At 65.2% G+C, this 20,853-nt stretch carries 13 protein-coding genes; 7 read left to right on the top strand and 6 right to left on the bottom strand.

Annotated elements, in window-relative coordinates:
• Window positions 1–109: 109 nt before the first annotated feature.
• Window positions 110–1,192 carry an ABC transporter ATP-binding protein gene (locus QP166_RS07390; RefSeq protein WP_333915340.1) on the top strand — a complete coding sequence of 361 codons (1,083 nt, stop codon included), beginning with the start codon at window positions 110–112 and terminating at the stop codon, window positions 1,190–1,192.
• Here the strand turns inward: QP166_RS07390 and QP166_RS07385 are convergent.
• From QP166_RS07385 to QP166_RS07375, 3 genes are read right to left on the bottom strand one after another with little or no spacing between them, the layout of a single operon-like run.
• Window positions 1,182–2,039, bottom strand: a complete 858-nt coding sequence (locus QP166_RS07385; RefSeq protein ID WP_333915339.1) for a carbohydrate ABC transporter permease — start codon at window positions 2,037–2,039, stop codon at window positions 1,182–1,184. The genes QP166_RS07390 and QP166_RS07385 overlap by 11 nt on opposite strands.
• On the bottom strand, window positions 2,030–2,911 hold the full coding sequence (locus tag QP166_RS07380; RefSeq protein ID WP_333915338.1) for a carbohydrate ABC transporter permease: 882 nt from the start codon (window positions 2,909–2,911) through the stop codon (window positions 2,030–2,032). Before QP166_RS07380 ends, QP166_RS07385 begins: the two co-directional genes overlap by 10 nt.
• On the bottom strand, window positions 2,908–4,182 hold the full coding sequence (locus QP166_RS07375) for an extracellular solute-binding protein (protein ID WP_333915337.1): 1,275 nt from the start codon (window positions 4,180–4,182) through the stop codon (window positions 2,908–2,910). The genes QP166_RS07380 and QP166_RS07375 overlap by 4 nt, the downstream gene beginning before the upstream one ends.
• A gap of 181 nt (window positions 4,183–4,363) precedes the next feature.
• On the opposite strand from QP166_RS07375, the gene QP166_RS07370 reads away from it, so the two are divergent.
• Together QP166_RS07370 and QP166_RS07365 are read left to right on the top strand one after the other, a co-directional pair.
• Complete coding sequence (locus QP166_RS07370; RefSeq protein ID WP_333915336.1) at window positions 4,364–7,261, top strand: TonB-dependent receptor domain-containing protein; 2,898 nt, start codon at window positions 4,364–4,366, stop codon at window positions 7,259–7,261.
• A gap of 78 nt (window positions 7,262–7,339) precedes the next feature.
• Window positions 7,340–8,176 (top strand): hydroxypyruvate isomerase family protein, encoded by an 837-nt coding sequence (locus tag QP166_RS07365; RefSeq protein WP_333915335.1) that lies wholly within the window; start codon window positions 7,340–7,342, stop codon window positions 8,174–8,176.
• Between the two features lie 27 nt (window positions 8,177–8,203).
• Here QP166_RS07365 and QP166_RS07360 read toward each other — a convergent pair whose 3' ends face one another.
• Window positions 8,204–8,893 carry a DUF2490 domain-containing protein gene (locus tag QP166_RS07360; RefSeq protein ID WP_333915334.1) on the bottom strand — a complete coding sequence of 230 codons (690 nt, stop codon included), beginning with the start codon at window positions 8,891–8,893 and terminating at the stop codon, window positions 8,204–8,206.
• A 154-nt stretch (window positions 8,894–9,047) separates the two neighbouring features.
• On the opposite strand from QP166_RS07360, the gene glsA reads away from it, so the two are divergent.
• Window positions 9,048–9,968: a glutaminase A gene (glsA, locus tag QP166_RS07355; RefSeq protein ID WP_333915333.1), complete on the top strand. Its 921-nt coding sequence runs from the start codon at window positions 9,048–9,050 to the stop codon at window positions 9,966–9,968.
• A gap of 176 nt (window positions 9,969–10,144) precedes the next feature.
• Window positions 10,145–11,740 (top strand): sodium:solute symporter family transporter, encoded by a 1,596-nt coding sequence (locus QP166_RS07350; RefSeq protein ID WP_333915332.1) that lies wholly within the window; start codon window positions 10,145–10,147, stop codon window positions 11,738–11,740.
• A 44-nt stretch (window positions 11,741–11,784) separates the two neighbouring features.
• On the opposite strand, the gene QP166_RS07345 is transcribed toward QP166_RS07350, so the two are convergent.
• Together QP166_RS07345 and QP166_RS07340 are read right to left on the bottom strand one after the other, a co-directional pair.
• A complete protein-coding gene (locus tag QP166_RS07345; RefSeq protein WP_333915331.1) occupies window positions 11,785–14,634 on the bottom strand; it encodes a TonB-dependent receptor domain-containing protein in 2,850 nt (949 codons plus the stop codon).
• Between the two features lie 93 nt (window positions 14,635–14,727).
• The gene (locus tag QP166_RS07340) at window positions 14,728–16,266 is read right to left on the bottom strand and encodes a DUF885 family protein (protein WP_333915330.1); all 1,539 of its coding nucleotides are present in this window, start codon (window positions 16,264–16,266) and stop codon (window positions 14,728–14,730) included.
• Between the two features lie 302 nt (window positions 16,267–16,568).
• Between QP166_RS07340 and QP166_RS07335 the strand changes: the two genes are divergently transcribed.
• On the top strand, window positions 16,569–18,968 hold the full coding sequence (locus tag QP166_RS07335; protein WP_333915329.1) for a glycoside hydrolase family 3 protein: 2,400 nt from the start codon (window positions 16,569–16,571) through the stop codon (window positions 18,966–18,968).
• A 73-nt stretch (window positions 18,969–19,041) separates the two neighbouring features.
• Window positions 19,042–20,853, top strand: a complete 1,812-nt coding sequence (locus QP166_RS07330; RefSeq protein ID WP_333915328.1) for a DUF885 domain-containing protein — start codon at window positions 19,042–19,044, stop codon at window positions 20,851–20,853.

Raw genomic sequence — 20,853 nt, 5'->3', positions numbered from 1 at the left:
CGCCTTTCCCTTCTCCGGGCGCGTCGATACGCGCTCTCCCATCGTTGAGCTGAGTGTGATGCCGATCGCCGGCATCACTGCACCGGTAATCGGCCGATGGGATATACACGTGGCAGATGTCGTCCTCAGCGAATTGACCAAGCGCTTCGGCGCGATCACCGCGTTGGAGCCGAGCAGCCTCTCGATAGATGACGGCGAGTTCGTCGCGATTGTCGGGCCGTCCGGGTGTGGCAAATCGACGTTGCTGCGCCTGATCGCCGGGCTGGAGGAGCCGAGCGGCGGTCGGATCATGATCGATGGCCGCGACGTCACCGACGTGGCGCCGGCCGAGCGCGGGCTCGCGATGGTCTTTCAATCCTACGCGCTCTACCCCCATCTTACGGTCGCCGAGAACATCGCCTTCCCGTTGCGTGTCGCCAAGAAGCCGAAGGCCGAGGTGGCCGAACGCGTCGGCGCTGTGGCGGAGACGCTGGGGCTTACCCCGTTTCTATCGCGGCGACCGCGGGCTCTGTCGGGCGGACAGCGGCAGCGTGTGTCGATCGCGCGCGCGATCGTTCGCGAGCCCAAGGTGTTGCTGCTCGACGAGCCGCTGTCCAACCTCGATGTCGATCTGCGCGTGAAGATGCGGCACGAATTCGCGCGATTGCACGGCCAGCTTGCGGTGACGATGATCTATGTAACGCACGACCAGGTTGAGGCCATGACGCTCGCCAACCGGATCGTCGTGATGAATGCGGGCAGGATCGAGCAGGTCGGCGCGCCTTTGGCGCTGTACGACAAGCCCGCGACATTGGCGGTGGCGCGCGCGATCGGCTCGCCGCGCATGAACCTTTTGCCGGCGACGATCGCCGCGGTCCACAGCAACGGCGCAGACATTCGGCTGCCGAGCGGCGCACTGATGCCTGTCGCGGTCGCTGGCGAAGCCGGACAGCCGGTGACGCTGGGTATTCGGCCGGAACATCTGGTGCCCGATGCCGGTGGCGCGTTCGGCGGCGCGGTCGAGTTGTTCGAACGGCTTGGGCCGTTATCCTTCGCGCATCTCGGCTCGCCGGGGCTGGGCACGACGATCGTCGCGCAACTGCCCGGCGATCGGCGGATCGCGCTTGGTGAAATCCTGAGTTTTCGCGGCGAAGCAGCGCATCTTCACGTCTTCGGGGAGGACGGGCGCGCGCTTCCGCGTCTTACCCTTTGATACTGCCGCCCAGCAGCCCACCGATATAATAGCGCTGCAACGCCAGGAACAATGCCAGCACCGGCAGCGTCGTCACCACCGCCGCCGCCATCATCAACTCTCCGTCGGCGGCATGTTCGCGCGAGATCGCCGCGACCGCGACGGGCAGCGTATAATGGTGCTGATCGGACAACACGATCAGCGGCCACAGGAAGTCGTTCCAGCTCCCTAGAAACAGGAACACTGCTAACGTCACGGTGATCGGCATCAGCAACGGCAGCACGATCGATACGAAGATGCGTATCTCCCCTGCCCCGTCGAGCCGCGCTGCGTCGATCATCTCGTCGGGGATGCCCAAGGTCGCCTGCCGGACGAACAGGATCGCGAAGATACCGGCGAGGCTGGGCAGGATCACCCCGGCATAGCTGTCGACCAGTCCCAGTTCGCGGAAGATCAGGAACAACGGCAACATCGCCACCTGCCCCGGTATGACGAGGCTGGCGATCAAGACCTTCAGCAACCATTCGCGCCCGCGAAAGCGCAGCTTGGCGAAGGCGTAGCCGGCCGGCACCGTCAACAAGAGCCCGAGCAGCGTCGAGATCGTCGCGACCAGCAGACTGTTCCCCATCGCGGGCAGGATGCGATAGTCGAACCACGCCCCGTCATACTGCCGGCGCACAAGCAATTCGTAGTAGTTGCCGAGCGTCCAGCGGGTCGGCCAGAGCGGCGGCGGGTAACGGCTCGATTCATAGCGCGGCATGAACGAGACGATGACCATCCATACGAACGGCACCAGCGTCACGAACGTCACGCACGCCACCACGGCGTTCAGCACGATCGCGCGCAGGCGGCGCGGGTTCACAGCCATTCGTAACGCCGTCCGATACGGGTCTGGATCAGCGTCAGCGACAGGATCAGGATCAGCAGCACGAACGCCACCCCCGATGCCTGTCCCAGGTTCCACCATTTGAACCCTTCGTCGAACATGAAGTACAGGATCGTCACCGTCGATTGCGACGGCCCACCCAGCGTCATGACATAGGGCTCGGCAAAGAGTTGCAGGAACCCCGCGACGCTCAGCACCGCGGCGAGCAACAGCGTTGGCCCGATCGCCGGCAAGGTGACGTGGCGAAAACGTGTCCACGGCCCCGCCCCGTCGAGCCGCGCCGCCTCCATCAGTTCCTCCGGCACCGCCGCCAACGCGGCGGTGAACACGATCATGTTGTAGCCGAAGACTTTCCACGTCACGAACAGCAGGATCGCCGGGATCGACCAGCGCGGATCGCCCAACCAGTCGACCGGCGTGATCCCCACCTGCCCAAGGAACCAGTTGAGCAGGCCGAAGCGTGTGTTGAGCAGAAAGCGCCATACCACCGCCGTCGCGACGATGCCGGTGACATAGGGCGCGAACAAGGCCACGCGCCAGAGCGGCTTCCAGCGCACCGTGGCATCATTGAGCAGCAACGCGGTGAACAACGAGGTGCCGATCGCCATCGGTACGCCGAGCACGGCGAAGATCGCGGTGTTGCCCAACGCGCGCCAGAACAACGGAGTGGCCAGCAGATCCGTGAAGTTGTCGAAGCCGATGAAGCGCAGATTGGACCAGTCCGCCAGCGCATAGATGCTGTAATCGGTGACGCTAAGCCCTAGCGCGAGAACGGTCGGCAGCACGAAGACGAGTGCGATCACCGCGAGTACCGGAGTCGCGAACAGCCACGCCGCGCGCGATTGCCGGGTCATATGATCTTCCCCGCTGCGACCAATCGCCGCCGCTGCGCGAGCAGAACATCGACGCGAGCGTCCATCGTGGCGAGTCCCTCGTCTATCGTCAGCCCGCCGCGCACCACCCGCTCGGCGATGATCTGCACCTCCAGCCGGATGCGTTCCCACTCGACGATCGTCGGCTGGCGGGCGGGCTGCTCGACCTGTTCGGCGAACGGACGGATAACCGGGTCGGCGAGTTGCGGACTTCGCCACGCGCTGCGCCGGGCCGGCAGCACACCGATCATCCGCTGGAACCGCAACTCGCTCGCCGCAGAGGTCAGATGCCGTGCGAGCGCCCATGCGGCGGCGGGCCGCGGTGTCGTCGCGGAAACAGCGATGCTATTATTGATCGCCGACACTGCTCCGTGGCCATCAGGGCCGGGCATCCGCACCACACCCCATTGTTCCGGGGCGATCTCTGCAGTGCGACGATGCAGGTCGGTCAGCAGCGTCGGCCCGCTCGGATAGATTGCGAACCACCCCTGCGCAAAGGCCGCCACCGGATCCTGCACCTCGTTCGATGACACCCGCGGCGCGTAGCCGTCCACGAAGAGCGAAACGTAGAAGGCCAGCGCGCGGCGATAGGCGGGGGTGCGGAAATTGCCGCGCGTGTCGTTGTCGCGCAGCGGATAAGCGCCCGCTTGCCCTGCAAAAGTGATCAGCGTGTCCCACCAGTTGAGGAACATCAACATCGCGTAGCGGTCGGGATGACGACGCTTGAGTTTCGCGCCCAGCTTCCGCCAGCCGTCCCAATTGACAGGCGCCGTCTCATAGCCAAGCTCACCGAGCAAATCCCGGCGGTAGAATTGCACCTGACTGCCGACCGACCACGGCATCGCATAGCCCTGCCCTGCATAGGTCAGCGCGCGCATGACGTCGGGAAACGTGTCTTCGCCGAGCGCTGGGTCGGGCAGCGGCGCGATGGCGCCGATCATCGCGAACTCAGCGACCCATCCCGAGGGAAGCATCATCACGTCCGGCAGCGAGCCGCCGGCGCGAGCGGTCAGGAATTTCTCGTGCGCGGCAGTGCCGGGCAGCGACTGGGTTTCGACCGCAATGCCGGTGCGCGCGGTGAACGCCGTCATCAGGTGCGGCGCATAGTCGCCCTCGTAGCCGGTCGCCCAAAAAGTCAGTGCTTCCGGGTCGCGGCGGGTCATACAGCCCGGCAGCAGCATGGTCGTGCCCGCGACCGACATCGCGCGCAGCGTGCAGCGCCGCGTCCATCCCTCCGCTGTCCGTTCGTCCATGTGCGATCGTTGTGACAGCGCACGATCAGCTCGAACAGCGAAAAGCGAAGTGGTGTTATCTACATCGCATATTTAAATTATTTCGTGCGGGAGCCCCGCGACGGGTTCATACGTATCGACAGACGCGGGACAGGCGAAGTCGTCCGAACTGGCCGCCCGCAAGCGGAGGGGCTCGAACGACATGACCAAGACGACCATCGGTGCCTTGCTGATGTGCACGACCACGCTGGCGCAACCGGCGCTTGGGCAAACGACACTGCCGGCCCCGCCCGCATCCGCCGCTGCGGAAAGCGACAGCGCGGTCAGCGATATCGTCGTGACCGGGTCGCGTATTCAGCGTCCGGACTATGAGGCCCCCAGCCCGATCATCTCGAACGATGCCGCGGACATCCGGCAGTCGGGAAACACCAACCTGACCAACTTCCTCGTTCGCGTCCCCGCGCTGGTCAACTCGCGGGACAGCACGCGCGCGGGCGGTGGCGATGCGGTATCCAGCGCCCAACTCGGCCAATCGGGGCTCAACCAGCTGAACCTGCGCAATCTCGGCGCGAACCGCACGCTGACCCTGGTCGATGGTCGTCGCCATGTCGCCGCCGAGGCGAGCAACGCCGCGGTCGACATCAACGCCATTCCTACCGACCTGATCAGCCGGGTCGACGTTCTGACCGGAGCGGTTTCCGCGATCTACGGCGCCGATGGCGTTACCGGGGTGGTCAATTTCGTGCTGCGGCGCGATTTTCAGGGCGTGAGCGCGCGGGCGCAGATGGGCGTCTCGCAATATGGCGACGGTGCCACCCGCTTCGCCTCGCTGCTGGCCGGGCGGAATTTCGCGGACGGACGCGGCAATGTGACGCTGGCGTATGAGTATAGCGCGGAGGAACGCGTGCCGTACGAGGCCCGCAAATACCTTCAGCAAGGCCGACGCCGGTATCTGGTGCCTAATCCGGCCGACCAGCCCGACGATCCCAAGGTCCCGGATCAGATCCTCGCCGGCAATCTGCACTACACTTACGTCTCCCCTCTTGGTGCAATCTTTGTGGGTGGCGAGTCGAACCCGAGCTTCGACGGGCTTGGCCGGCCATACGATCCAGGCCAGCCGATCGCTTATTATTGGCAGGGTGGCGTCAGCACCGACGTACCCGGCTTCTATCAAGGCGATCTGTCGCCCGGCATCGAGCGTCATGTCGTCAACCTCCTCTCGTCATTCGAAGTTTCGGATGCGCTGAAGCTGTCGGTCGACGCTAAGTATGCGCGATCCGATGCGACGACCTTCGGCCAGTATCCGGAAACCTATTATCTGCCGATTGCGCTTGATAACCCGTTCATCCCGCAAAGCATTCGCGCCGCGGCAACCGCGGCGGGTGCGGACGGATTATTCTTCAATCGCCACAACATCGACTTTGGACGACTGGGCGAGAACGATCTTCGCCAAACCTATCGTGGCGTCATCGCCGCATCCGGGCGCCTGTCCGATCATGCGACCTATGACGCCTATTACCAATATGGTCGCACCGACGTGCGGATCACTCGGCTCGGCAGCCGTCTTGCCGCCCCTTATCTCGAGGCGCTGGACGCAGTGTCGGGGCCGGACGGCTCCGCGATCTGCCGTTCGACGCTAAGCAATCCGGGCAACGGCTGCCTGCCGATCCATCCGTTCGGGGCCGGCCCGACCAGCGACGCGCAACTCGCCTATTTCCAGCGTAACGACCAAAGCTTCGTACGGATCGACCAGCATGTCGCCAGCGCGTCGATAAGCGGTGACTTCGGCCAGTTCTTCAGCCTGCCCGGCGGACCGATCCAATTCTCCTTCGGCGGTGAATATCGTCGGGAAAGCAGCCGGTTCGACCCCAACCCCAACCTTGTTGCCGCCGCTTATTTCGGCAGCGACGAGCCGACCGTCGTCTTGCCCAGCCGCGGCAGTTTCGACGTTTGGGAAGCGTTCGGGGAGTTGAATGTGCCGATCGTGCGCGATCGTCCCTTCGCGGAGTTGCTGTCGGTGGGCGCAGCGGGACGCTATTCCCACTATTCGACGGTCGGGAAGACGGAGACGTGGCAGTTCACCGGCATCTATGCACCGATCCGCGACATCTCCTTCCGGGGGTCCTACGGACAGGCGGTACGCGCGCCGAACCTCGGCGAACTGTTCCAGCCACGCAGTACCGCGCAAGGTTTCCTCGACGATCCCTGCACCACGCGCTCGGTCGGCAACGGGACGCAATTCCGCGAGGCGAACTGTCGGGCGCAACTCGCCGCCGCGGGGCGCACGACCCTACTGGGCGAAAGCGACACCGGCTTCGTCCTCAACGGCGTGTCTCAAGGCAATCTGACGCTTCGCCCCGAGCGAGCGCGCACCTGGACTGCCGGCGTCGTCCTGCGACCACGCTTCTTGCCGGGGCTGACCGCGTCGGCAGACTGGTACGATATCAACCTGACGGATGCGATCAACACCGTGGGGGCTGGAGACGTCATCAACCTGTGCGTCGACCAACCGACGCTCGATAATGCCTTTTGCCGATCGTACACACGCGCGTCCGGCACAGGCCGGATCAACGGCTTCACCGTGGGACCGCAGAACGTCGCGAGCTTCCGTACCGCCGGCCTTGATCTCAACATCACGTACCGCCTTCCGGCCACCCGGATCGGGACGTTCGACCTGCGGCTGATCGGTGGCTATCTCAATCGGCTGTCGATCATCGCCAGCCCCGGTGCGCCGCCCACCAACACTCTCGACACGCTCGGCGCGCCGCAGTGGAACGCGAACTTCGCACCATCCTGGACGCTCGACCGCGTCTCGGTGAACTACAATCTGCGCTGGCTGAACGCGACGCGCGCCTTCACGCGCAACGAAACCGCCGCCAATCCCGACATCGCCGCCGCTGAATATCTCCGTAATGCGCCGCTGTGGCAGCATGATCTTCAGATTGCCTATCAGGTGCCGGACGGCTTCGGTTTCTACGGCGGCATCACCAATCTGACCGACCAGAAGCCGGACCCGGCCGCCTATGGCACCAATGTGCCGATCTCTCCACTTGGGCGCTTCTTCTACGTCGGTGCACGCGTCGCGCTGGCCGGGCGATGACCCGATAATGCGAAGGCGTCTTGCGCGCCATCGCAAGCCATTTGACGAGGGCGTCATCTAACGTATTGATGCGGTATGATGACCCGTCGCCAAATCGTCGCCTCGTCTCTGGCCCTCTCGGCAACCGCGGGATCGGCAGCCGCGCCGCCGCGCGCCGGTCGGCTGAAACAGTCTGTCAGTCGCTGGTGTTATCAGGACATTCCGCTCGACAAACTCTGCGTCGCCGCGGCGCGGATGGGGCTGCAGGGCATCGATCTGTTGCAACCGGGCGAGTATGAGATTCCACGCCGCCATGGGCTGCGCTGCACGATGGGCTATGCTGCCGACGTCATGACGATCCCCAATGGGTTGAACCGCCGCGAAAATCATGACGCAATCGAGAAAGCGTTCCGTGTCGGCATCCCGCAGGCGGCCAAGGCCGGCGTGCCCAACGTCATCGCCTTCTCCGGCAATCGCAAGGGTATGTCGGACGACGAAGGCGCCGCAAACGCCGTCATCGGGCTGAACCGCGTGAAGCGGATCGCAGAGGATCATGGCGTTACGATCTGCATCGAGTTGCTCAACAGCAAGGTCGATCACGCCGACTATATGGCCGATCACACGGCCTGGGGCGTGCGCGTCGCCGAAGAGGTCGGATCGCCGCGGGTCAAGCTGCTCTACGACATCTACCATATGCAGATCATGGAAGGCGACCTGATCGCCACCATCAAGAAGAACATCAAATGGCTCGGGCACTTCCACACCGGTGGCGTGCCCGGTCGTCATAATCTCGACGATACGCAGGAGGTCAATTGGCACGCCGTGGCGCGCAGCATCGCCGATCTCGGCTTCGACGGCTATTTCGCGCACGAGTTCGTGCCCACCGGCGATCCGTTGACCGCCCTCGCGCAAGCGGTTCGGACCTGCACGGTCTAGCTTAACGCGCAACGATACGTGGCCGGTTCAATCGTGCAGGATCGGCCCGATCGCGTTGATCGTCAGTTGCAGGCTCAGCGCATGTTCCATGACGGGCCTCGCCCCGGTGCGACCGAAGCGGAATTGGTTTAGATAGCCGATATCGAGGATCGCCTTGCGCGCGATCAGCGGCACCGTGATGCCAAGCATGTTGCGCATCCGCTCATAGCCCGATCGTTGTCCCCACCGGGTCGAATTGGGCAGAACGAAGCTCTCATGCGAGGCGAAGAATGCCAGCTTTCCGCTTCTTAGCGGGAAGTTACGACGGAGTAGCGGCCGAATGCGCACCCCGACCTGATCGCCACCGGGATTGAACCGCTCGTCGACGCGGAAACGACCGAGCAGGTTGCCGTGTGTGAAGACGACCTGCTGGCGAAGGCGATCCTCGTGCACCGACGGTCCCGTCGCCGTGAAGAGCCCGACGCGGCGATAACCGAAACCGAATTCAAACGCCTTGCTGGCCTTCCAGCCGAGTAAAGCGCCATATTCGGTCTGGCTGATCCCGTCGGCACGATCCCCCCATCGCCCGATCTGTTCGAACGTGACCCTTACATCGGGCGTCAGTGGAACGTTGACGTTGACCTGTTCCCAAAACTGTTCGTCTTCCACCTGCGCCGACGCAGGCGTCGCGAACAGCACCGCACCTAAGAGCAACGCTGCCAAGCGGAATTCAGACACGTACACCCCCGTTTTTTCGCCGCCCTAAAGCAACCCGTGCGCCTTGACCATTCACGGCTGACGACGCCCCCGTCGATCGTCATCCATGTGGGGAGCCTCCGCCCTGCCCCCAACGTTGGCGCGATGCCGGCGGTGATGCCGGAAGGGAGACGACATGGACCTTGCACGAACGCTTGCCGACATCGCGGAAGAGATTGACGCCAACGCCGCGGCGATCGAGGCCGAGGCCGACGCGAAGGACGCCGAAGCCGCGCCGGGACCGTTCGGGATTGCGGTTGCGCTGTGTAGTGGCGAGGTCCTCACGGCCGGTTCTGTCGATAAGTTTCCGATTCAGAGCATCGGCAAGGTGTTCGCCGTCGACCTCGCGTTGCGCGCTCGTGAGGATCGCGTGTTCGAACGGGTCGGGCGCGAACCTTCGGGTGATCCCTTCAATTCCCTCGTGGATCTGGAGCGTACGCACGGGCTTCCGCGCAACCCCTTCATCAATGCCGGGGCGTTGGTGGTCGTCGACATGCTCGTCGAGGAATATGGCGAGGCGGCGCAGGGCGGTATCGTCAAGCTGATCGAGGGTGAGGTCGATGGCGCAGTGACGCTGGACGAAGCGGTGCTGAGCGAAGGCGGCGACCTCAATCGCGCGATGCTCAGCTTCATGCGCCATCACGAGAATATCTTGTCTGCTGATGACGCGATCATGGGCGCTTATGCGCGGCAGTGCGCGATCTCTCTCGACGTCGCCGGGCTGGCACGCGCGGGACGATTTCTGGCGGCAACCCGCCGAGATCCCGATGATTTAGCCGGGGATTGTCGAGCACGGCAGACCCGCACGGTGCTGGCGTTGATGATGACATGCGGACACTATGATGCCTCCGGTGACTTCGCAGTGCGCGTAGGCTTGCCCGCCAAGAGCGGAGTCGGCGGCGGCATTCTTGCGATCGCCCCGCAAATTGCGTCGATGGCAGCGTGGTCGCCGAACCTCGACCAGCACGGCAACTCGATTCTTGGCGTTCGCGCTTTGGAGATGCTGGTGGCGCGCACCGGCTGGTCAGTGTTCGGGCCGCCTTTGTCCGACGCATAGCTCGGTCTTGTCGACGGAGTTAGGACGCTCGAATCTCGCGAAAACTCAGCGTCATCGCTTGTCACGGTCCGGACGAGGACAGGCTGGCGAATGAGAGGCCGTGGACGTCATCGTCGTTCGCGCTAAACAGGGGAGAACGGATCGCGCGTCGCTGACGATCGTGGGGAGGAAATTCTATGACGTTGCAGACGATCGATCTGGTCGTGGTGATCGGCTATGCGATCGGCATCTTCGTGCTCGCGCAATGGGTTAGCCGCGACAAAGCGGGCGAGAGCAAGGATACGTCGGACTATTTCCTCGCTTCGAAGGCTTTGCCCTGGTGGGCGGTCGGTGCGTCGCTGATCGCGGCGAACATTTCGGCCGAGCAGATCGTCGGCATGGCCGGATCGGGCTACGCCATCGGGCTGGCAATCGCCTCCTATGAGTGGATGGCGGGTGCTACGCTGTTGATCGTCGGCAAGTTCTTCCTGCCGATCTTCCTCCACAATCGCATCTACACGATGCCGCAATTCCTTGAGCAGCGGTATGGCACGTCGATCCGTACGATCATGGCGATATTCTGGCTGGCGCTGTACATTTTCGTCAACCTGACCTCGATCATCTGGCTCGGCTCGATCGCAGTGACGCAGGTGGCGGGGATCAACCAGAATGTGGCGCTGGTCGGGCTTGGCGCATTTGCCGTGCTTTATCAGCTGCGTGGCGGGCTAAAAGCAGTGGCGTTGACCGATATCGTGCAGGTGACGCTGCTGGTGCTGGGCGGATTGCTGGTCTCGGCGCTGACGTTGCGGGCGATCGGTGGGGATGCCGGAATCATCGGCGGGTTCGGCGAGCTGACGCGGCGCGTTCCGGATCACTTCGACATGATCCTGTCCCCCGACAACCCCCATTATAAGGAGCTTCCGGGGCTCGCGGTGCTCATCGGCGGCATGTGGATCGCGAACTTGAGCTATTGGGGGTTCAACCAGTACATCATTCAGCGAGCGCTGGCGGCGAAGAGCCTGCCGGAAGCGCAAAAGGGCATCGTGTTCGCCGCGTTCCTGAAGCTGCTCATGCCGCTGGTCATCGTTCTGCCCGGCATCGCGGCGGTTGTCCTGGCGCCAGACCTTGCCAAGCCCGACGAAGCGTATCCGGCGATGCTGCGGCTGCTGCCGCCCGGGCTGCTCGGGCTGGTATTCGCGGCGCTGATCGCGGCGATCATCGCGTCCACCGCCTCGAAGATCAACGCGATCGCCACGATCTTCACGCTCGACCTGTACGCGAAGCAGTTCGGCGGCAGGACCGTCGCCGAAGACGGCCGCGCCGATCCGGCGCAGGAGCGACGACTGGTGCTGGTCGGGCGGATCGCGGCGTGCGTATCGATCGTGATCGCGATGCTGACCGCGCGGCCGTTGATCGGGCAGTCCGATCAGGCGTTTCAGTTCATCCAGGAATTCTCCGGCTTCTTCACGCCGGGGATCACGGTGATCTTCCTGCTGGGCCTGTTTTGGAAGCGTGCCAACGAAGCGGGGGCGATCGCGGCGGCAGTGGCGTCGGTGGTGTTGTCCTACGTGCTCCGCGCCGCATTGCCGGACCTGCCGTTCCTCAACCGCATGAGCCTCGTGTTCCTGCTCAGCCTCGCGCTTGCGGTGGTGCTGTCGTTGTTGGTGCCTTCGCGAGCCAACGCCAATCGCGTGACGGTGCAGGACGTCGACTTCCGCACGGCGACCGGGTTCAACGTCGCCTGCCTCGGCATCGTGCTGATCCTGATCGCGCTTTACGCAACCTGGTGGTGAGGCGTTTCGGGGCGGGGAGCCAGGAAGCCCCCGCCCCTTCACGATCAGAACTTCACCGCGATCCGGGCGTAGCCGAACTGATCGGGCAGATCGTAGGTGGTCGGATCGAACCCGCCGCAGCTGAGACAGTCCGGCGCACGCTTGCCGAGGATGTTATTGACCCCGAGCGTCAGCGTAAGGCGATCGTCCCACATCCCCGGCGTCCAGCCGACCTGCGCATCGAGATAGAGCGTCGGGCGCATGACATGATTGTCATAGGCCGGCTCGATCACGCGCCCGATATAGCGACCGGTAATCGATGCCGCGAAGCTCGGGCTCGACCAGTCGATCGTCGCATTGCTCTTGAAGCGCGGATAGGCCTGATCGCCGCGCTCGGTGCCTTGCCGCCGGACGGTCTGGCTGCCGGGAGCGGTCGGCAGGGTGGTCGAATATTCGAACAGGAAGTTGTTCGACCACAACAGTCCGAACGTCCCCGCCCCGACCGACGGCGAGCGCCACGTCAAAATCGCGTCCAAGCCTTCGCTTTTGAGCGAGGCGATGTTCTGGAGAAGCCCGCGGATCTGTGTGATGGCACCCGACGTGGAACGCGTGATCGCACCGCACGCAGTCGGATCGTTGGTCTGCGTACAATTGGCGAGCAGCACGTCGGCGCCAATCGACGAGATCGCATTGTCGACCTTGATCGTATAATAATCGACCTCAAGCGACAGGCGACCGACGCCGCCGGCCCATGACGGGCTGTAGACGCCGCCGACGATCCAGCTTTCGGATGTTTCCGCCTTCAGCGCGCGGTTGCCGCCGGTCAGGATCGGCAATTGCTGATTGGTCTGCACATAGCCGGCGGGTACGCCCTGTGTTGCGCAATTCTGTCGCACCGTCGCCGATGCTCCGGCTGCGTCGGCGGAACAGGGATCGATCACGCCGCCATCGAAGCGCGAGGGCGTGCCGAACAGCTCACCGATCGAGGGCGCGCGGAAGCCCTGCGCCCAGGTGCCGCGGAGCCGCAGGTCGTCGATCGGCTTCCAGCTGACCCCCGCCTTCATTGTCGTGCGGCTGCCGCTCGTCGAGTAATCGGAGTAGCGCGCTGCGAACGATCCTTCGAGCAACTGGAAGAACGGGACGTCCTTGAGCACCGGGATGCTCAACTCGCCGTAGACCTCGTTGACGTCGAAACTGCCCTTTGTCGCCTGCGCCGGGATGTCCGAGCCCAGCCCGGCTGCGACGAGCGGATCGGGCGAGAACGACCCCGCCTGACGCCGATATTCATAGCCGGCGGCGAGACCGAGCGGCCCCGCAGGTAGCTCGAAGAGCGTGCCGGTGACGTTCAAGGTCGCGTCGACCATCGACTGTTCGCTGCGGTCGCGCTGCTGGAAGGTGACGTAGTCGATCATCGCTTGCGTGATCGAATCCTCGCCGCCGAAGATGTTGAACGGCACGCACTCGCCGGTGCAATTGGCAACCGGTCCGAGCGCCCGCGCAAGATTGGCGGCGTTGACGTTCCCTTGCACCACCTGCTTGGCGGTGTTCGAGGCGTAGATGACGTTTGCGTCCCAATACCACGTCCCGCTGCCCACCGCGAACTTCCCGTCGAGTGTGCCGCCGAGATACATGGTATCGACCTTCTGGCTGTAATGCCGCGGGCCGTTTTCGACGAAGCGCCGACCGATGAAGTCGTAGTTGCGGGGAAGGCCGGCGTTGCCGGTCGCCAGCGTGACGCCGAACGGATTGTACGGGTTGGTGGCGTCGATCGAGATCGTGTCGAGCAGATTGCCATTGCCGGCATCGGGTCCGACGAACAGCGGGAGCGGTGCCGCCTGATTGTCCGAGGTGCGTCGATTATAGATCATCCGCGTCGTGAGACGGACGTCGTCGCCGAGATCGCCCTGGAAGTTGACGAATGCGCCGAATCGCTCCTGCGGGGTGAGCAGATAATTGTACGGTCTGAAGTTGAACCGGTCGGCGACGGTGAATTGCTTGAAATCACTGTTCGCGCCGGTCGGATCGGCCGGGTCGAAGCGCGGACGTCCGAGCGGGTTCGACTTGAGCGTAAGGTTCATCCCGGCGCCGGTGACCGGGTTGTTGATGAGAAAGCGGCCGTTCGGAGTGCCTGAGCTACAGCTGGTGGTACAGGCCGTCGCGCCCGGATCGGGGAAGGCGTAATAGCTGCGGTCGCCTGCGAAGACCGAGCCTTGCTTGATATAGTTGACGCCGGCCACGAACGAGACACCGGCCTCTTCGTCGCGATGCCCCCAGCTGAGCTGATAGTTCTGGGTCACGCCATCGCCCTGCGGATAGGCGCCGCCCTGCGCCGAAGCGACGAAGCCGTCCTGGCGCTTCTTGGTGATGATGTTGACGACGCCCGCGATCGCATCGGAGCCGTAGATCGTCGAGGCACCGTCGCGCAGCACCTCGACCCGGTCGATCATGCTGTCAGGGATCGCGTTCAGGTCGACCGCGCCGGGAACGCCGCTCGCCGCGCTGCCGTTGATGAAGCGAAGACCATCGACCAGCACCAGCGTCCGCCGGCTGCCGAGATAGCGCAGGTCGATTTCCGACGAACCCGCGCCGACGCCGCCGCCATCGGGCGGGTTGCCATTGTTGCCCGACCGGTTGAAGCGCGAGTTGAGCCCGCCCGCTGCGCCGGGCAAGCGCTGCAGCACGTCGGCGATCGACGACAGGCCGGTGCGCGCGATGTCGGCATTGTCGAGCGTGGTGATCGGCGCAGCCTGTGCAAGTGGGTTCTGGCGGATGCGCGAGCCAGTAACGACGACAGTGTCGCGCTCGTCGGCATCATTGGCGGAGTCCGGAGCAGTCTGCGCCGCGGCCGGCAATGCGGCAAGCGTCGCGCCCCAGGCGACGCCGACGACTGCACGTCGCCATACGTTTCGATTCATTCTCATCATGACGGCTTTCCCCTTCTTCATTTGTTTCCCTGTCCCTGCTGCGGGTATCCGGGCGCGTGCCTCTGCGGGCCGCTCTCCCCGAATTCAGTGTGCGGCCGCTCCGGCATCGAGCGCGCGCTCGACCAACGACAGCGGCATGATGCCGGGCTGCGCCAGCATGGCGATGGTGGCAGCGGCGTCGAACGGCTTGCCCGCCCGGCTGGCGCGTTCCGCCTGACGCGCGAGCAGATCGTCGAGCTGGACCTTGCCGACGATGTAACTGGCGCCGTAGCCAGGCTGACGAAGATAGAGGAGCTGCTCGAACCCGACGAGCCGGCTGTCCGGGTCCGACCAGCCGCGTGGTGTCCATCGCGCGTGAAAGCGCCCGGCCTCTGCCAGCGTCATGCGGTTGGCCTGCACGTAGAGCGAGGCGAGCCCGCGCGCGGCGCGGTTGGCGAGCATGATCCACACCAGCTCACGGCCGCGCGGCAGATCGTCGTAGAGACCGGCCTGCATCGCCAGTTCCTCCATCGCGGTGGCGACGCCTTCTGACCGGTCCTGCCAGATGTTGAACGGCAGCGGCCCTTGTCGGATCGGATCGGCGTGCGGCTCGTGCGCCATCCGCGCCAGCTCGATCCAGTGATAGAAGTGGCTGTAGAGCGGTAATGGATCCTGCGCGACGACATGACCGAAGAAGTCGCGCTGCGCGGGACCGCGGTATCTGACCAGTTGCGCGGGGACCGCCGCGCGGTACCACGGGCGGTCGGCGACCATGCCGCGGTCGATCAGGAACTGCGTGAAACGCTCGGCCTTCTGCAGCGACCGCCGGTCGAACGCGACCGGGTCTTCCGGCATCGCCAACGGCGGCAGCGTGCGGTTGTGGACTTCCTCCAGCGCGAGCCCGGCCCAGGCGCGCGAGAGTTCGCGTTTGAGCAGAACCTCTTGCGCCGCCCAGTCGTACGGCGAGAGATAGACGTGGCGCGCGGCCCAGTCGTAGGCGGTTCGGCCAACCCCCGACGGGCCGGTGCGGCGCGGCGTCTCTGCCTCGATCCATTTGGCAAAGCGCTCCGACGCCTCACGCGCGGCGCGGATCGCCGGGAGCAAGCGCTGCCCCTCGCCCGACAAATCGGCGCGGCGATGCCCGGCGAGCGAGCGCAGATCGAGTGTGCCCGCCTCGAGCTGCGCGAGCATCTCGGCCTGATCATGAAAGGCACGCGCGCCGTAAGCGAACAGGTCGTGCGCCTGGCTCGAGGCAAGATTGACGCGCGCCGCGTCGAGCAGTGCGGGGATCTTCGCCAGTCGCGCATCAAGCGTCGTCGCGTCGGAGGCGGAAAGCGGATAGCTGTATCGCCAAAGGTCGATCACCGGCGCGTTCGGCCCCTCATGCGCAGGAACGTCGCTCTGTTCAGACCAGATGGTCGCGTAGAAGCCGGGATCACGCGACCATGGCCGCAGCACGCGCAGCTGGAAGTCGAGCCCGTTCATCTCGGCCTCGAGTAGATCGGCGTCGATCGATGTCGCGGGGTCGAGGCGAGCGCGGTCGACCGCCGCGAGCGCTGAGCGAGCCTTGGCCAGCGCCTGCGAACGACGGTCCAGCGCGGGAGGAGAATAGTCCGGGACGCCATCAACGATGGCCGGCTCCATAGCCGGACGCCACGCATCCACGGTTGCGGCCAATATCGGCGGCGTCTGCGCGACGGCCGGAGCCGTTATCAGCACAATTAGCGAAAGCAGCGCATGTCTCACAGAGAGACGTCTATCGTATACGATTGGCTTGTCAATTCATGTAATGAGCAGCTGCAAACAACAGTGTTGTTTTGATGGCTTTTGGGCTTTGGTTTGGCTGAGCGTTCGACGTCGCCGCGTCCGCGATAGATAGTGGCGCGGGCTCTAGGATAGCGGTATCAGCATCGTTGAAGCACAATCGAGAAACAAGGCAGGTGGGGATGACGATGCGGGGCGTTAGCTATCTGGCGGTGGCGTTGATGACGGTTGCGGCGGGCGGGGCAGTCGCGCAGGTCGCGCATCCCGATCAATGGCCCGCCGCGAAGAGCACCGGTCTGGTCGATGCGGCCACCGAAGCGAAGGTCACCGCCCTGCTCTCGCGGCTGTCGCTGGAAGAGAAGATCGGCCAGATGATCCAGGCCGATATCGGTGCGATCAAGCCCGAGGATCTCCGCACCTATCCGCTGGGCTCGATCCTCGCGGGTGGCAGCTCGCCGCCGATCGGCAGCCCCGACCGCTCGCCCGCCGCGCCCTGGGTAGCGACGTCGCGGGCGTTCAATGCGGTGGCGATGGAGCAGCGCGCCGGGCACACCGCGGTTCCGCTGATGTTCGGGGTCGATGCGGTGCACGGCAACAACAACGTCGTCGGCGCGACGCTCTTCCCGCACAATATCGGATTGGGCGCGATGCGCGATCCGGCGCTGATCCGAAAGATCGGCGCGGCCACTGCGGCGGAGACGGCCGCGGCCGGGATCGACTGGGCGTTCGGGCCAACCGTCGCAGTGCCGCAGGACGATCGTTGGGGCCGCAGCTACGAGGGCTATTCCGAAGATCCGGCGGTGGTCGGCTCCTATGCCGGCGCGATGATCGAGGGGTTGCAGGGCGTCGGTGCCGATCGCGGTATCCAGCACGGGCATGTCGCGGCGAGCGTCAAGCATTTCCTAGGTGACGGCGGCACCAAGGACGGCATCGATCAGGGCGACACGCAGGTCGACGAAGCGACGCTGATCCGCATCCACGCCGCCGGCTATCCGCCCGCGATCAAGGCGGGAACGATGACGGTGATGTCGAGCTTCTCGAGCTGGAACGGGCAGAAGATGCACGGCAACCGCTCGCTGCTGACCGACGTGCTGAAGGGTCGGATGGGGTTCGAGGGCTTCGTGGTCGGCGACTGGAACGGCCACGGCCAGATCCCCGGTTGCACGAACACCGACTGCCCGGCGACGTTCAACGCCGGGCTCGACATGGCGATGGCACCGGACAGCTGGAAGGGGCTGTTCGATACGACGCTTGCCGCCGCGCGCGCAGGCAAGATCCCGATGGCGCGGATCGACGATGCGGTGCGGCGCATCCTGCGCGTCAAGATGAAGCTGGGGCTGTTCGACCCTGCGCGCCCCTATGAGGCGCAGCCGCACCAGGTCGGATCGGCGGCGCACCGCGCGGTCGCACGCGAGGCGGTCGCCAAAAGCCTCGTGCTGCTCAAGAACAATGGCGTGCTGCCGATCAAGGCGAGCGCCAATATCCTCGTCGTGGGGGATGCCGCCGACGATATCGGTCGGCAGTCGGGTGGCTGGACCTTGTCGTGGCAGGGCGACGGCAACACCAATGCCGACTTCCCCGGTGCGACCTCGATCTTCGCCGGGATCGCCACGGCGGCCAACGCGGGCGGCGGCAGCGCGACGCTGTCGAGCGATGGCCGGTTCACGACCAAGCCCGACGTCGCGATCGTCGTTTTCGGCGAACAGCCCTATGCCGAGATGCGCGGCGATATTCGCACGCTGGAGTTCGAGGCCGGCGACAAGCAGTCGCTGGCGCTGCTCAAGCAGTTGAAGGCGGCGGGTATTCCGACCGTCTCGGTGTTCCTGTCCGGCCGGCCGTTGTGGGTGAACCCGGAGCTGAACCAGTCGGATGCGTTCGTCGCCTCGTGGTTCCCCGGGTCGGAGGGTGAAGGCGTCGCCGACGTGCTGATCGGCGGCAAGCGTGATTTCAGCGGGACCTTGTCGTTCAGCTGGCCGAAGACGGCGGGGCAATTCACGCTCAATCGCGGTGCGCCCGGCTATGACCCATTGTTCCCGTTCGGCTATGGGCTGAGCTATGCCAAGCCCGGCAAGGTCGACGCGCTGAGCGAAGTGGCGGGGGTCGATGCGAGCCTTGCGAACACCAGCCTGTTCTTTGCGCGTGGGCGGGTCCCTGCCCCGTTCCGGCTCGATCTTGACCCTGCCGTAACGCGCGAAGCGGTCGACAGCGCGACCGCGCAGGAAGGCGCGGTGCGATTGACGTGGAAGGGCAAGGGCACGGCGCGGATCACCGGGCCGGAGCTGTCGCTGGTGCGCGAGACCAATGCCGACCTCAACCTGCAGGTCACCTACCGCGTCGACACGCCTGCGACCGGGGCGGTCGGCCTTGCGCTTGGCGGTGGCCGGGTCGACGTCGCGCCGCTGCTCGGGAAGGCGGGATGGCAGGTTCTGCGCGTGCCGCTGAAATGCTTCCGCGACCGTGGCGCGACCGTCGAGAAGGTTGCGACGCCGATGACGCTCGACGCCGCTGCGCCGTTCAGCGTGTCGATCGCGGATGTGCGGCTCGCGACCGATCCGGCGGGAGCGACCTGCCCGGCGGCGTGACGATCGGGCGGGCGGGCCATATGCCTGCCCGCTCTCGTTTGACCTTGGCATCGGCGCGGGTCATCACAGGCGCATGAACCAGCTCGTTTCCCGCCGTGACACCCTGATCGGCCTGACCGCCGTTACCGCCGCCGGCGCTGCCGGCGCGGCGACGCCCACCGAAACCGCACAGGCATTCCTGGACCGGGTCGCTTGGGGATTGCTGGACCTCCAGCCGGAGCGCGCGACGACGCTGGGCGTCGATGAAGGCGCACATGCCGGGTTGCGGCGTCGGCTCGAGGATCGTTCGCCTGCGGGTGTCGCGGCGCGACGACGGTTTTTGACCGATGCGCTGGCCGATCTGGCGAAGCTGCCACGCACCGGCGTCGATGCGTCGACCGCAACCAGCATTGCGGTGATCGAGAGTGCGTTCCGCACCGCGCTCGACGGCATGGCGCTGCCTTATGGCGTGGCGACGATCGGCGACTGGCGGAACACGCCCTATGGCGTCATTCAAAATGTCGGCGCGTGGCTCGACGTGCCGCAGATGCTGGATGGCGACCAGCCGGTCCGTAACACGGCGGACGCCGAGGCGTATCTGGCGCGGCTTGCGGCGATGCCGGCGCAGCTGGATGGCGAGACGGTGCGCATCCGCGAGACCCGCGCGCTGGGCGTGGTGCCGCCGTCTTTCCTCCTCGACAAGACGATCGCCGGAATGACGCGGACCTTGGCGGAGGCGGCGAACGAGGATGGTCCATTGATCGGGCCGCTTGGGCGGAAGAGCGCGGCGATACCCGGCGACTGGACCACGCGCGCAGTCGCGATCGTCCGCGGGGCGATCGTCCCGGCGCTGGATCGGCAATTGGCCGAAATCCGAGCGCAGCGCGCGGTGGCGACCGCCGCGCCGGGGATGAACGCGCGCCCGCATGGCGAGCAATGGTACGCCTGGGGGTTGCGCGCCGGCACCACGACCCGGCGCAGCGCAGCGGACCTGCACGCGATGGGACGTGCGCGGCTGACCGAGTTGCAGGCGCAAATGGACGTGATCCTGCGCAAGGAGGGTCTGACGCAAGGCACCGTCGCTGAACGCACGATCGCCTATCAGCAGCGGCCCGGCATCGGCTTCCCGGACGGTGACGAAGGTCGCCGGCAGATCATCGCCTATATGCAGGGGCGGATCGACGCGATCCGACCGAAGTTGCCGCAGGCGTTCCGGCGGCTGGCGCGCGGCCATCTGGAGATCCGCCGGATGCCACTGGCACAGGAACCGGGCGCACCGGCAGCTTATGGCGGCCCCGGTACGATCGACGGGCGCGAGCCGGGCAAGGTGTGGATCAACCTCGGCGATCCCTCGATCCACAATCGCGTTACGATCCCCGACCTCGTCTATCACGAGGGCATCCCCGGCCATGTCTGGCAGGGCGAATATGCGCAGCGGCTGCCGTTGATCCGCTCGATCCTGGCGTTCAACGCCTATTCGGAAGGCTGGGCGCTCTACGCCGAACAACTCGCTGACGAACTGGGGATGTACGAGGGCGATCCGGCGGGGCGGCTCGGCTATCTGATGGGGCTGGCATGGCGCGCGGTGCGGCTGATCGTCGACACCGGTATCCATGCGATCGGTTGGTCGCGCGACAAGGCGCTGGCGGAGTTCATCGCCGCGACCGGGTTGCCGCGCAGCAACGCCGAGAGCGAGGTCGATCGTTACTGCGCATGGCCGGGTCAGGCATGTGGCTATGAGGTCGGCCGGGCCGAGATCGTCGCGCAGCGAACGCGGGCGCAGAAGGCGCTGGGTGCGCGCTATGACCTTCGCGACTTCGATCAGGCGGTGGTCGACGGCGGGAACGTGCCGCTGAACGTGCTGGCGGACAATGTCACCCGCTACATCGGTCGACGTCCCGCCTGA

It is taken from the genome of Sphingomonas sp. LR60 (genome assembly GCF_036855935.1).
GTDB lineage: Bacteria > Pseudomonadota > Alphaproteobacteria > Sphingomonadales > Sphingomonadaceae > Sphingomonas.
The sequence above is the reverse complement of the archived record's forward strand: the minus strand, read 5'-3'. Positions and strand labels throughout refer to the sequence as shown.